Source organism: Streptomyces sp. NPDC111520 (genome assembly GCF_055635295.1).
Genome location: NZ_JBVKBW010000008.1, coordinates 264,983 through 279,179 on the forward strand (window position 1 = coordinate 264,983; position 14,197 = coordinate 279,179).

Sequence of the window (14,197 nt, forward strand, 5' to 3'; positions counted from 1 at the left end):
CGAGTGGAGTCGAGACCGTGACCATGAACGTGTTGGAGTTGCCCAGAGACGACGCGGCGCAGACCAGTCCGACGGTTTCCGCCGCGGCTGGTGACCGGAGGACGGCATGAAGGCGCGTGAGACGGAGGCCGGCGCGGCCGCCGAGTCCGGGCGTCACCGGCTGCGCGGTCGAGAGCCCGAGGTCACCACTCTGAGGACCCACTTGGCCGCATTGTCCCGCGGCACGGGCGCGACGTTGCTCATCCAGGGCAGTCCCGGCATCGGCAAGACCCGCATGCTCACCGAGGCGCGCCACATGGCCGAGGAGACAGGACTTCGCATGATGTACGGCGGAGGAGACCCGGACGGGCAGACCATCCCCTTCGGCGCGCTGCTCGGGACTCTGCACTCCAGCCTTGACCCGATTCTCCCGGCCGCTGCGCTCGATGCCGTTCCGGCGACCTCCTCAAGTCGCTACTGGTTGCTGCAGGCGCTCTACGAGCATCTGGAACACGCTGCGCTGACCGCACCGCTGATGATCGCCATCGACGATCTCCAATGGTGCGACGAGGGCACCCTCCTGGCCCTGCGAACCCTGCCGCAGCGCCTGTCCATGCATCCCATCGTCTGGATTCTGGCCGCACGAATCGGCCCGCTCACCCCGGACGTACGCGCCACGATTTCCGCACTGACCCTGCCGGGCGGTCACCTGCTCACCTTGGCCCCCTTGTCGGGCAAGGCCGTCGAAGCGATGACCGGCGACCTGCTTGAGGCCACCCCCGATCCCGGCATCCTGCAACTGGCGCAGCAGGCAGAGGGACGCCCGCTGCTGATCACCGAGCTGATCAACGGCATGCTCGACGAAGGGGCGGTCACCATCACCGACGGCGTCGCGCGGCTGACTCAGCGGCGCCTGCCCCTGCGCTTCCACGCCTCCATCCAGCACCGCCTGGAACAGATTTCACCGCTGGCCAAGAAGGCCGCGCAGATCGCGTCGGTTCTGGGCCGGACCGTCTCCATCGACCAACTCGCTGAACTCACCGGAGAGTCCGCCGTCACGCTGCTGGAGCCGCTTGAGGACCTGCTGTCGGCCGACCTCCTGACCGAGAGTGACGGCACTCTGGCGTTCGGCCACGACCTGATCCGCGAGGCCGTCCAGGGAACCTTGCCCGCGACACTGCGCAAGGCGCTCCGCCGCCAGGCCGTCGACCTGCGGCTCGATCACGGCATTCCGGTCGCACAGATCGCCGCCGACCTCGCGGAGACCGCCGAGCCCGGCGACGACACGGCCATCGCACTGCTTCGCCAGGCCGCCCGCGACCTGGCGAACACCGCGCCGTCGGCCGCCGTGGAGATGAGCCGCCGCGCGATCGAGCTCTCCGCACTCGACCCGCTGCGGCAAGCCGGCTTCATCGCCGAGGCCCTGCCGTTGTTCAGCCAGACGGGCCGCGCCGGCGAAGCCCTTGCACTGGCCGAGACCGGGCTGCGACGGCCACTGCCGGTCGATGTCGAGGCGGGCATCAGGCTGGGCCTGACGCTCGTGGCCAACCAGCGTTCCTTCACCGAGGCCGTACGGCAGGGCCGCGCCGGAGTCGCACTGCCCGGCCTGCCGCCGCGCATGCGCGCTCAGCTGATGGCCATGCTGGCCTTCAACCTCGCCTTCATCGACGCCCAGGAGATCGCAGAGGCGGAAAGCCTGCTCCCGGCCGCGCTGTCCGCGGCGGATCAGGCGGCCGACCAGGCTTCGCGTGCCACTCTGCTGAGCGTGGGCTCGATCATCGCCGACCATCGGCTCGACGTCCGCCGTGCGCTCGACCTCGCCGATCAGGCGGTGGCCGCGTCGCGGGACGTCCGCTCCACCGACGTGCTGTGGATGCCCGGCATCTGGAAGGCCGCCCTGCTCAGCAGGCTGGGGCGCGTGGAGGAGGCGCTGGCCGAGGCGGATGACGGCGTGCGTAAGGCCCAGCATCAAGGACAGGTCAACCTACTGCGGCTGTGGGGCATGGTGCGCTGCCGGGTGTATCTGTACGCCGGCCGGCTCTGCGACGCCCGAGCCGAGGCCGAATCGGCCCTGGCCATGTCCGACGAACTCGGTCCCGGCAATTTCGACGACGTCACCGCCCGATATGTGCTCGGCCGCGTCGCCCTGCATACCGGCGAACCGCAGGAACTGGCGCGCGGCCGTGAATTCGCCGATGCCGTCATGCGGGTCGAGGCCGGGCAAATCCGACGGGCAGGAGCCTGGCTGGCCGCCCAAGCCGCCTCCCGTGACGGCGACCACACCCGGGCCATGGAGCTGACCGCCGAAGCCGCCCGTACCTACTATCGGCCCACCTCGTCGCTGTCCTGCCCAGCCGACCCGGCCGACGAGCCTGTCCTGGTCCGGATGGCGCTGCGGGCCGGAGACCGCGCCCGCGCCACTCTGGTCACCGAGTTCGCCGAGACCCGTCACCGCAACAATCCCGACATCCCCATCTACGGGGCCACGGCCTTGCACGCCCGAGCTCTCGTTGACGGCGACGCCGGCCTGCTGGCTCGAGCCGTCGAGTTGTATCAGGACATCCCTCGGCCGCTGGCGCTGGCGGGAGCCCTGGAGGACACCGGTACGGTCCTCCACCTGGAGACGGCACTGCGGCTCTATGAGCAGTCGGAGGCCGAACACGACGCGGCCCGCGTACGCGATCGCCTCAAAGGCATGGGCGCGCGCCGATCGCGCGCTGTTTCCAGCAGGCCGACCGAGGGCTGGGACAGCCTCACCGCCTCTGAACTGCAGATCGTCAGGCTGGTCGCAGGTGGCGCCGCCAACAAGCAGGTCGCCGACCAGCTCTTCCTGTCCCCGCACACGGTCAGCACCCATCTGTGGCATGCCTTCACCAAGCTCGGGATCAGCTCACGCGTCGAGCTCACCCGGCTGGTCCTCGAACACGACCCCGCCACGCGGTGATCGAGCCGTGGCGTTGCCGAAGGCGGTCTCCGGCTTGGGCGCGAAGCCGTTGGTGATCACCGTTCTTCTCACTGGTGAACACATTCAGCACTGTCGTGGCTGCGCCTCGGATCAGGAATGCCGACGGCCCCGGCGATCCGGGTTCTTCTCCGCCGCAGTGCGCTCTCTGGGGCTCCTGGTGGTCGTCGCCCAAGGCCCGCAGGTTCTTCCGGTTCCGGACGGCAACCACTTTCCCGCCCAGCAAGAACTCGACGCGCTGCTCACGGGCGCCAGGTTCGAGCTTCTGGAGCAGATCGACCAGCCGGCCGACGCGCCGCTGTCATGGCCGCGACGGGCTGAGCAGGTCGCGGCGGTCGTCGCCCCCCGTCATCGGGCCGATCACGCCTACGCGCTGGCAGCCCGTCAGAGTGAGCGCTTCACCCGCTTGTTCGCCTCCGGTCACATCGCCGTGCGGCTGATCCACGCTGTCAGCTGCCGGTCACCGACCGGCTGTTCGATCCGACAGATGCCGAGCGTGAGGAAGTCGGCGTGCGGGGTCTGCTCGATGCGGTCGAGGTGCTGGAGGACGACTCCCGGCCGGGCGATCACGGCGCGTGAAACGGGGCAGGGGGCGACGCTCGGGCCGGCCGTAGGCGCCCTGCTCATATCGGATTCCACTGGCGTGGTGGCGCTCAGCGCCCAACTGCTGCGCCGGGTCCGGCCATCTCCTCGAGTTCCTTGACCACCTCAGCGGCTCGCGCGGTGTCGCCGGATTCCTCGTACAGCCGTGACGCCGCCGCAAACGCGTGGCCGGCCTCCTCGACCCGGCCCAAGTGCCGCAGCGCGGTGCCCAGGCCGCGCTGGGCATTTCCCAAGACCAGGGGAATCGGGTGGACGCGCAACTCGGGCAGTGCCTGCCGGTAGGCGTCGACCGCCTCCTCCCAGCGTTCGAGGGCGATGTAGGCGCGGCCGAGATGGTCCAGGGCGACCCCGTGACTGTAGCTGACGATGGCCGGGGAACCGCCGTAGGCAGGGTCACGCAGCGTGGCCACGAGCGCCAGGTTGCGCTTCAAGGCCTCTTCTACCCGGCCCGCCCGCTGAAGGGCGAGGATCTGGCGCGTCATGGCCTGGGGATAGCCCTCCAGATCCCCGGCTTGCAGGAGGAGATCAGCGGCTCGCCGGGTGTAGTCCAGCGCACGCTCCAGGTTCGCCGGATCGCCCCAGACAGCCCAGCAGGTATACAGCAGCGCCCACCCCTGCTGGCGTACGTCGCCGGCCTCGCGGGCCAGCTCCAGTGCCCGCAACGCGGTCGCCTCCGCCTCCTCCACGCGGCCCTCACACAACTTCAGTGCCCAGGACAGGTAGTTGAGATGCACCGCTTCCTGGAGCCGGTCGCCCATGGCCCGCGCCGCGCTGGAGGACAGCTCGAACACCTCGCGCCAGTGGCCCCATCGGATCCACTGGTCGGAGAACCAGTGCATGGACTCGGCCACTTCGACGACCATCGTGTGCTCTCCGTGCCGGGCCGCTGAGCGCAGTGCTTTCAGCCAGGCCGTGCTCTCCGCACGCAGCCACTCGCTCGCCTCCTGCCGGCTGTCGAGCGTGACCAGGGAACGCCAATCCGGCGGCGGTGCGCCGTACTCGGGCTCGAACCAGCGCCCGGCGACCACCGTGACCTCCAGCAGCCAAGCCTCCATCCGCCGACGCGCCTCCCGCTGCGCCTCGATCGGCTCCTCCCGCTCCAGCTGGGCGCGGGCATACAGCCGGACCAGGTCGTGGAAGCGGTAACGGCCCGCGTGCGGCGAGGACAGCAGGCCCAGCTCGACCAACTCCTCCAGCGCGTCCTCGGCGTCGTCCACATCGAGCTGGGTCAGGACGGCGGTCAGCGGGACGCCGAAATCGGACGCGGCGCACAGCGCGAGCCGCCGGAAGGTCTGCCGGGCGGTCGGGGTGAGCTGGTCGTACGACAGCGCGAACGCGGCGGCGACATGCAGGTCCCCGGCGGCCAGGGCGTCCAGGCGGCGCTCTTCGTCGCTGAGCCGGCCGACGAGCTGTTTGATCGTCCAGCCCGGCCGGCTCTGCAGCCGGTTGCCGGCGATGCGCATGGCCAGCGGCAGATGGCCGCACAACCGGGCGAGTGCATCGACCGCGTCCGGTTCCGCCGTCGAGCGGGCGTCGCCCACGATGGTCCGCAACAACGCGGCGGCCTCCGTATCGGCGAGCTGGGCGAGCGGGACCTGGTGAACGCCCTCCAGCCCCGCCAGAGGGCTACGGCTGGTGATCAAAGTCATGCTGGGCCCGTCACCTGGCAGCAAGGGGCGTACCTGCCTTTCGCCGGCCGCGTTGTCGAGCACGATGAGACAGCGCCGCTCGCGTAGCAGAGCCCGGTAGTGCCCGGCGCGTTCCTGCTCGTCGGCGGGGATGCCCCGCTCGGCCATGCCCAGCGCCTTCAGCAGCCGCGCCAGAGCGCTCCCGCTCTCCAGTGGTGTGGCGTCCATGCCGCGCAGGTCGAGGAAGAACCGGCCGTCGGGGAACAGGTCTGCCAGCCGGCCGGCGGCGTGTACGGCCAGCGCGGTCTTGCCCATCCCCGCCGTACCCCATACGGTCGCGGTGACGGCTGGACCGTCACCGGTGTGCCGGGCCGCCAACTCGCGCAACAAGCTGAGCTCATGTTCACGTCCGGTGAAATCACCGACTCCCCGGGGTAGCTCACAGATTCCGGCGCTGGAGGGAGCGGGGCGCGGCCGACCGGCCTGGGCGGCGGCGACGAAGGCGTCGCGGTCATCCGCCGACAGACACAACACCTCGGCCAGCGCGGCAACCGTACGGCGCTGCGGACCGCGACTGATGCCTCTCTCCATGTCGCCGATCGCCCGCACGCTCACCCCGGAGGCATGCGAGAACTCCTCGATCGTCAGGTTTGCCGCCTGCCGGTGAGCCCTCAACAGCGTTCCGAAGGACACCTCGTCGATCAACCCCGTGCCTCCCTCGTCCCGGCGGGAGGCGGAATCAGCCGGCTACTTCTGCCTGTCGTTCTGCCTCGCTCCACAGCCCCCACGCTTGCTTCCCTTGTCTTGCGCACTCGATCAGAACAGAACCCGACTTAGTCGGCATGCCACTCGCCCACAAACCGTACGTTGCTTCGCTCCTGTCGAAGCACTGAGAGATGTGGAAGCCCATGACCTCCTCCCTGGCCTCGGCCGAGCGGCGATCCGGAGCGGACGAGCACATGAGCCGCAACGGCACGGCGTTCTCCGGGCCTTTCGAGGACACGCCGCACCGAGCCACGGACGCCTCGGCCTCCCTGCCGCTGCGCGGCCGGGAGGCCGAGATGCTGCTGCTGCGTGATCGGCTGCACACCCTGACACGAGGACACGGCGGAGCTGTGCTGATCGAGGGAGCGCCGGGAACGGGCAAGTCGCGCCTGCTCGCCGAGATCGCCGACCTGGCCACGGCCGCCGGTCTACGCGTTCATGCGGGCGCCGGCGTGCCGGACGGCCAGGCCGTCCCCTTCGCCGCTCTGCTGGACGCACTGCTGTCCGGCCCCGCCCCGCTCATGGCGCGCGACCGGATGCTGGCCTTGAGCGAAGCGACTGACCAGCGGTTCTGGCTGTTGCAGGAGCTGCAGCACGAACTGGAGCAAGCCGCGTCCGCCGCTCCTCTGATGATTGTCATGGACGACCTGCAGTGGTGCGACGCTGCCACCCACAGCGCGCTGCGCACACTGCCGACCCGTCTGTCCGGCCGGCCCATCCTGTGGGTGCTGGCCACCCGCGAGCACCACCAGACCGGTTCTGCGTGGCCGGAGGACAGAATCGTCCTGCGGCCGCTGTCCGCAGACGCCGTCACGCTCTTGGCTCAGGACATCCTGCAGGCCGTTGCCGAGCCCGCGCTGCTGGAACTCGCCCACAAGGCCGACGGCCGCCCGCTGTTCCTGGTCGAACTGCTGAACGGGATACGCGAGGAAGGCTCCATCACCGTAAAGAACGGAATGGCGCACCTGAGAGTCCCCGGGCACCTCCCGATGCGCTTTCGCTCCTCCGTCCGCCATCGGCTCGACCAGCTCTCGCCACCGGCCCGCGACAGCGTGCGTTTCGCGGCCATGCTCGGCCGCGACATCGACGTCGAGGTGCTGGCCGAGCTGCTGCGGTGCTCACCTGTGGATCTGATGGCACCCTTGCAAGAGGCGCTCCGCGCTGACCTGCTGACCGACGCCGACGGGCGACTCGCTTTCCGTCACGACCTGATCCGCGAAGCCGTCCAGGTCGGTGCGCCGACCGCGGTCAAGAACGTCGTACGCCGCCAGGCCGTCGATGTACGTCTGCGGCGCGGCGCGGCGGTCATGGAGGTGGCGGGCGACCTGGCGGAGGTCGCCGAGCCGGGCGACCACGAGGCCGTCTCGCTGCTGCGCCGGGCTGCCATCGACTTCGCGCCCACCTCCCCGGCCACCGCGGTCGCCCTGAGCACCCGCGCCCTGGACCTGGCTCCGGCAGACCACGCCGACCGCCCGGCATTGATCGCCGAGACCGTCATCCTGCTGTGGCTGAACGGCCACGACATCGAAGCGCGCACGATGGCTGACAACACCCTGGCCGGGCTGCTGGAGCCGGAGGCCGAAGCACAGGTACGGCTCGGCCTGGCCCGGGTGTCGAGCCGGCACTCCTTCACCGAAGCGATCCGGCAGTGCCGCCTCGCGCTGGCCCTGCCCGGGCTCTCACCGGCGACCCAGGCGCGGCTGCTCGCTCTACAGGCCCTCGCACTCATCATGGCCGGCGACGTGGAGCAGACCGGTCGCGTGGTCGATGCGGCGTTGCGGACCGCCGCATCCTGCGTCGATCACGCCATCGAGGCCACGGCGATCGCGATCGAAGCCGCCGTCGCCTTACACCGAATGGATTGGCGGCGTGCCTTCGACCGGCAGGACGAAGCTGTGCGGCTGGCGACCGAAGCGGGTGTCCTGCACTCGCTGTGGGTTCCCGAACCCTCCTGGAAGAGTTTCCTGTGGAGCTCGGCCGGAGAGTCGCTGCGCGGGCTCGCAGAAGTCGACGCCGGACTGCGCGAGGCACAGGCGCACGGACAAGCAGCCGCCGTGAGCATGTGGTCGATGTACCGCGCCCGCATCCTGCTCGACGCCGGCCGGCTGGCCGACGCCCGTGCCGAGGCGGTGCTCGCCCTGGACGAGGCCGCGGGGAACGCCGCCGACGTGACCGCTCTCTACACACTCGGCCGGGCGGCGTTGTACGCAGGTGACCGGCAGGGCATCGCACGCTTCGTCGCCGACGGTCAGCGGATGACCCACGACGAGGCCGCCTTCGTCGCTAGGACGGGCGCCTGGATGCTCGCCCTGGTGGCCGACGGCGAGAACGATCCGGCACACACCATGACGTACGCGGCCGCGGCGGTCGCGGCCGGCCCTTGCGGCGAGCCCGTGACCACGCCGTTGGACCCGGCCGACGACGTGGTGTTCGTCCGCATGGCCTTGCGTGCCGGCGAACGCGGAGCCGCCGCGGACATGGTGCACCTGGCCGAGGGCCGAGCCGAGCGCAACCCGGACTTCCCGTTCCTGGCCGCCGTCGCGGCGCACGCCCGTGGGCTGCTGGACGACGACGCAGCGTCACTCGTACGGGCTGCCGAGCAGTTCGCGGGCTTCTCCCGAGTGATCGTCCGCGCGTCCGCGCTGGAGGACGCCGGCCGCGCCCTGGCGGCGACCTGCCGGCAGGCGGCCGTGGGGCACCTGGGCACAGCGCTGGAGCTGTATGAGCAGGCCGGCGCGCTGCGGGACGCCGCACGGGTGCGGCAGCGGCTGCGTGACGCCGGGATACGGCGCCGTGGCCGCGCTTCCGGTGCCACACGCGGCTGGAACGGGCTGACCACCTCAGAGTTGCAGGTGGTCAGGCTGGTGACCCAGGGCGCCACGAACCGGCAGGTGGCCGCGCGGCTGTTCCTGTCGCCACACACCGTCAACACCCACCTGCGCCACGCCTACACCAAGCTGGACGTCAACTCGCGGGTGGAGCTGACCCGGCTGGTCGTCGAACACGACGGCTGATCAGCGATTCTTCAGAAAGGAGACGACGGCTTCATGGCCTACCTGCCAGTTGGCGTCGACCACGACCGTACCCCGGTCGAGCTCTACTTCGAGGACTACGGTCACGGCCGTCCCGTCGTCCTGCTCCACGACTGGCCCTTGTCCAGGCACATGTGGGCGGCCCAACTGCCCGCGTTGGTGGAGGCGGGGTACCGCGTGATCACCTACGATCGCCGGGGATTCGGCGATTCCTCCCGTCCGTGGGACGGCTACGGCTACGACAGCCTGGCGGCCGACCTCCACGCGGTCCTGGAGCAGTTGAAGTTGAGTGAACTGACACTGGTGGGAGCCGGGATGGGCGCGGCGGAGATCGTGCGCTACCTCACCCGGTACGGGACCGCAGGGGTCAGGGGTGTGGTGCTGGCGGGCGCCGCGTTGCCGTACCTGTACCGCTCCTACGACAACCCGCAGGGTCCTTGGACCCCCGAGCAGTTCGACCGCCTCGAGGCGCGTCTGAACACCGACAGATTCGCCGCGCTCGACACGTACGCCACCCGGATGTTCCGAGCCGACGGGCGCGTGCTGCTGAGTGACCTGCACCGCGACCACTACCGTGCCCAGGGCACGGCCGCGTCGCCGCAGGCGCTCAACGCCGGTCTGACCACGCTGGCGCGAAGCGATCTGCGCACCGAGCTCTCGATTCCACTGCCGACGCTGGTCATTCATGGTGAACACGACGACATCACCCCCTTCCCGGCCACCGGCGCACAGATCGGGGGCAGCGCCGTGGAGGTCATCCAGGGCGCGTCGCACGGCTGCCAAGCCACGCACCCTCTGCGTTTCAACCGCACCCTGCTCCAATTCCTGGCGAACGGCTGAGCTTCATGATGCATTTGCGTGGCAGGCAGATCGAGTGCGAGACGTTGGATCAGCTCGTGGCGACTGCGCAGGGGGGCCGCAGTTCGGTCCTGGTGCTGCGTGGTGAGGCCGGCATCGGCAAGACGGCGTTGCTGGAATACGTGCGAGGCAGCGCGCCTGGCTGCCGGGTCGCCAGAGCGGCAGGCGTCGAGTCGGAGATGGAGCTGGCCTTCGGCGGGCTGCATCAGCTGTGCGCTCCGTTTCTGGATCGTCTGTGTCGTCTGCCGGGCCCGCAACGTGACGCGCTGGAGACGGCGTTCGGGCTGAGTGCGGGAGCTCCACCGGACCGTTTTCTGGTCGGGCTCGCGGTGCTCAGCCTGCTGGCCGAGGCGGCTGAAAAGGAGCCGCTGGTCTGTCTTGTCGATGACGCTCAGTGGCTGGATCGGGTCTCCGCGCAGTCCCTCGCCTTCGTCGCGCGGCGCCTGCTCGCGGAGCGGATCGGGTTGGTGTTCGCGGTGCGCGAGCCCGGCCTTGAACCAGAGTTGTCGGGGCTGCCCCAGCTCGAAGTGGGGCGATTGAGCGACGGCGACTCCCGGGCCCTGCTGGACTCCGTGACTCCCGGGCGGCTCGACGAGCGGGTCCGGGACCGGATCGTCGCCGAGACGCAGGGAAATCCCCTGGCCCTGCTGGAGTTGCCCCGGGGTTTGACTCCGGCGGAGCTGGCAGGTGGATTCGGACGGCCCGACGCGCGGCCACTGGTGAACAAGATCGAACAGAGCTTCCTGCGGCGGGTCCAGTCGCTCCCGGGCGAGACGCAGCAACTGCTGCTCCTCGCGGCGGCCGAGCCGGTAGGCGATGTGACCTTGCTGACCCGGGCGGCGGAGCTGCTGGGAATTGACGCGGCCGCCGCAGCGCCGGCCGAAGCGGGGGGACTGATCACCATCGGGACCCGGGTGCGTTTCCGCCATCCCCTCGTGCGCTCGGCGGCCTACCGAGTGGCCACCCTGCAGGACCGGCAGAACGTGCACCGCGCGCTGGCCGATGCGACCGATCCCCGATCGGATCCTGAACGCCGGGCGTGGCATCTGGCCAACGCCACAGCCGGCCCTGATGAGGCGGTGGCCGCCGAGCTGGCGCGCTGTGCCGATCACGCGCAGGCGCGCGGCGGAGTGGCAGCGGCGGCCGCGTTCCTGGAGCGGGCGGCCGAGCTGACCCCCGATGCCGCACGCCGCGGAGCCAGGGCGTTGGCGGCGGCACGAGCCAAGTACCAGGCCGGGGGGTATGACGCGGCGCTCGAACTGCTGGACGCGGCGGAACTCAGTCCCATGGACGAGCACGAGCTTGCCCAGGCCGGGCTGCTGCGTGGGCAGATCATGTTCGCCTCCACCAGCGCCGGCGCCGCCTTGCCGCTGCTGCTCAGAGTCGCCAAGCGCCTGGAGCCGCTGGACGCCGGGCTGGCCCGCGAGACCTACCGCGATGCCCTCTACGCGGCTCTCACCGCCGGCCGCCTGCCGAGCGGCGCTCAGCTGGTAGACGTCGCCAAGGCGACGCTCGCGGCACCGCCGGGGCCGCCACCGGAACGCAACGACCTGCTCCTGAACGGCTTGGCCATGGTGACCACCGAGGGCTATGCGGCGGGCGTGCCACTGGTACGACAGGCCCTGGACGGCTTCCATGCCGAAGGGGTCTCCAGGAAAGAAGGCTTCGGCTGGCTCCCGCTCGCGTGCCGCATGGCCCACAACGTCTGGGACTTCGACAGTTGGTCGGTGCTCTCGGCGAGGCTGGTCGACCTGGCACGCGCGGCAGGGGCTTTGTCGGTGCTGCCGTCGGCTCTCTTGCTGCTCGTGTCGAACCGGGTCCTCGCCGGTGAACTCGCCGTCGCGGATTTGCTGGTCGCCGAGGCGGTGGCGATCGGTGAGGCGACAGGCAGCCGCTTCATGGCCCAGTACGTAGCCCTGGTGCTCGAGGCCTGGAAAGGCCGGGAAGCCGCCACGCGCCAGGTGATCGAAGCGATCACGCGAGACATGGCCCTTCAAGGGGAAGGGAAGGTGCTGACCGCCACCCGATGGGCGAGCTCTGTGCTCTACAACAGCCTCGGTCGCTACGAGGAGGGGTACGCCGCGGCCGAGCAAGGCTGCGAGCACCCGCAGGAGCTCGGACTGTCCATCTGGTCCATGGTCGAGCTCGTCGAGGCCGCCGCCCGGAGCGGAAGGCTGGCCCGCGCGGCCGAAGCCGCCGGGCGGCTCGACGAGATGGCACAGGCCAGCGGCACCGACTGGGCTCTCGGTACGGCGGCCGCCGCGCGTGCCCAGGTGAACGAAGGACCGGCAGCCGAGACTCTCTACCGTGAGGCGATCGAGCGGCTCGGCCGTACCGAGGTCCGGGTGACGTTCGCCCGCGCCCGGCTGCTCTACGGCGAGTGGCTGCGCCGGGAGAACCGCCGCCTGGACGCGCGCGAGCACCTGGGCATCGCCTACGAGATCTTCAGCCAGATGGGGGCCGAGGCGTTCGCGGAACGCGCCCGCCGCGAGCTGCAGGCCACCGGCGAGACGATACGTAAGCGCCCTGCCGAGGAGCGCGCCACTCTCACCGGGCAGGAAGCGCAGATAGCCCGCCTGGCCGGTGATGGGCTGACGAACTCCGAGATCGGCGCTCAGCTGTTCATCAGCCCGCACACCGTCGAATGGCACCTGCGCAAGATCTTCGCGAAGCTCGGCATCACCTCTCGCAAACAGATCCGGACCACGCTGCTCGAAGGCACGGCGGCCACGGCCTGACGCTCCTTGATCGTCTGGTCCCCTCGATGCATCACCATGGTGACCGCCGGCTGTCCCGCGTTCGATCGTGGCCTGGGCCCGGTGGTCGCCGACTCGATGTCCGGCAGGGAAAGACCTTTCTGCGGAAGGGGATGGGGATACGGAGGGGTCCGCCCACCTCCTGAGACCGGGCAACCGCGCGGGTTGTGACAGGTCACTTCCCCTTGGTTTGCGAGCAACAGGCGAGCGTTTCCACCGTTCTCAGTGACTACAGCTTGCCGGCCCGAGCTCAGTTCGATCACCGACGCGACGCCGGGGCAGGTGCGGTCATGGCTGGTCCAGGTCGGGTGCGGGCGCCGACGGGTACGCCGACGAGCTTCTGGACGACTTCGCTCACGCCGCACCCGGGCCTGGCGCCTGATACCGCCCACCCCCGCGTCGCTGTCGTCGGACCTGGCGGGCAACGTCAGCAGCGAGAAGTTGTTCCAATTCGGTGAGGTCGCCGGTCTGCGCCGCAGCGAGGAACGTCTGTACGAGGCGTCGATGCGCGGCGGTGTCCACCGGCTGAGGTCGCTTGGTGGCGATGTGGTCCTGGGCGCGCCGCACGAGTTGCCGCGTATGGTCTGCACCCAGCTGAAGAACATCGGAGATTCGCCGGTATGGGTAGTCGAATGCTTTGCGGAGAAGATATGCCGCCCGTTCGGCGGGCGTCAGTTTCTCCAACAGCAGCCGGACCGCCGCATCGACCGCGTCATGTCGTTCGGCCGCTGTCTCAGGACTGACGCTGTGGTCCATCGTTTCGGGAAACCACGAGCCGACAGACGTCTCGCGGCGCCTCCGTGCGGACTGGGCGACATTGATGGCCAGCCTGGTGGTGGTCGTCGCAAGAAACGCGGGCGGACTGATGACGACCGAGTGGTCGGTGCGTGCCCACCGGAGCCACGTCTCCTGCACCAGGTCCTCGGCCTCGCCCACGTCGTCAAGGACGCGGAGACCGATCGCGAAGAGCCGGGGCGCTGCGGTGAGGAACACCGAAGCGGTCGCGTCCGGCTCACTCATCAACCGGTCACCAGCCGCGGAACCCGTCGGACTGGTCTGCGCCGCGTCGTCTCTGGGCAACTCCAACACGTTCATGGTCACGGTCTCGACTCCACTCGCACCCAGCATCCGGTGATGCCGCTGCGATCACGGTCGCCTGTCGGACCCCTCCATCGCGCCCTGGGGAGACCGTGGTGGCCACCGTTGTCCACCGTTGTCACCGCCCGCGCGACGGTGATGTCCCGGCTCGAAGACGAGCATCGGCGAGACGAACGACGGCCGCGGCCACGAGCTGTACACGCGTTGCCGATCCGGGTGACGATCGCCGTGACGCGCGCCAGGGAACAGCCGAAGTCCATGTGGTCAGGCGTGGTCACGTGATAGCGGTCGGCACGGGCCCGGATCAGGTTCCGGACCAAGGGGGAGCTGCTCGGGAAACCGCGCAGCAGGACGATCGTGGGCACGTCCTTCGGACCCGTTTCACGGTAGAAGACGGTCAAGCCGTTGACGTCCTCGATGAGATGGCGGACGGGAATCATCGTTGTCTCCAGACGAGAGATCAGCGCCGGTCGGTGAGGCCAGCAAACGCCTGAAGGGATCGGCGGACATCACACG

General features: G+C 69.9%; 7 protein-coding genes. 4 read left to right on the forward strand and 3 right to left on the reverse strand.

The window, feature by feature from the left end; translation table 11 throughout:
• Window positions 1-106 precede the first annotated feature (106 nt).
• Window positions 107-2,923, forward strand: a complete 2,817-nt coding sequence (locus tag ACZ7MY_RS21195) for an ATP-binding protein (RefSeq protein WP_499603609.1) — start codon at window positions 107-109, stop codon at window positions 2,921-2,923.
• A 438-nt stretch (window positions 2,924-3,361) separates the two neighbouring features.
• Here the strand turns inward: ACZ7MY_RS21195 and ACZ7MY_RS21200 are convergent, their stop codons facing one another.
• Window positions 3,362-3,568, reverse strand: coding sequence for a hypothetical protein (locus ACZ7MY_RS21200; RefSeq protein ID WP_499603610.1), 207 nt, complete (start codon window positions 3,566-3,568; stop codon window positions 3,362-3,364).
• Window positions 3,569-3,594: 26 nt separating this feature from the next.
• Complete coding sequence (locus tag ACZ7MY_RS21205) at window positions 3,595-5,877, reverse strand: ATP-binding protein (protein ID WP_499603612.1); 2,283 nt, start codon at window positions 5,875-5,877, stop codon at window positions 3,595-3,597.
• Window positions 5,878-6,080: 203 nt separating this feature from the next.
• Here ACZ7MY_RS21205 and ACZ7MY_RS21210 point away from each other — a divergent pair, with 203 nt between their 5' ends.
• Genes ACZ7MY_RS21210 through ACZ7MY_RS21220 form a run of 3 tightly spaced genes read left to right on the forward strand, consistent with a single transcriptional unit; the run spans window position 6,081 to window position 12,565 of the window.
• Window positions 6,081-8,951, forward strand: a complete 2,871-nt coding sequence (locus ACZ7MY_RS21210; protein ID WP_499603613.1) for an ATP-binding protein — start codon at window positions 6,081-6,083, stop codon at window positions 8,949-8,951.
• Window positions 8,952-8,984: 33 nt separating this feature from the next.
• Window positions 8,985-9,809, forward strand: a complete 825-nt coding sequence (locus tag ACZ7MY_RS21215; protein ID WP_499603615.1) for an alpha/beta fold hydrolase — start codon at window positions 8,985-8,987, stop codon at window positions 9,807-9,809.
• Between the two features lie 5 nt (window positions 9,810-9,814).
• The gene (locus ACZ7MY_RS21220; RefSeq protein WP_499603616.1) at window positions 9,815-12,565 is read left to right on the forward strand and encodes a helix-turn-helix transcriptional regulator; all 2,751 of its coding nucleotides are present in this window, start codon (window positions 9,815-9,817) and stop codon (window positions 12,563-12,565) included.
• Window positions 12,566-12,937: 372 nt separating this feature from the next.
• Here the strand turns inward: ACZ7MY_RS21220 and ACZ7MY_RS21225 are convergent, their stop codons facing one another.
• A complete protein-coding gene (locus ACZ7MY_RS21225; RefSeq protein ID WP_499603898.1) occupies window positions 12,938-13,678 on the reverse strand; it encodes a sigma factor in 741 nt (246 codons plus the stop codon).
• Window positions 13,679-14,197 lie beyond the last annotated feature (519 nt).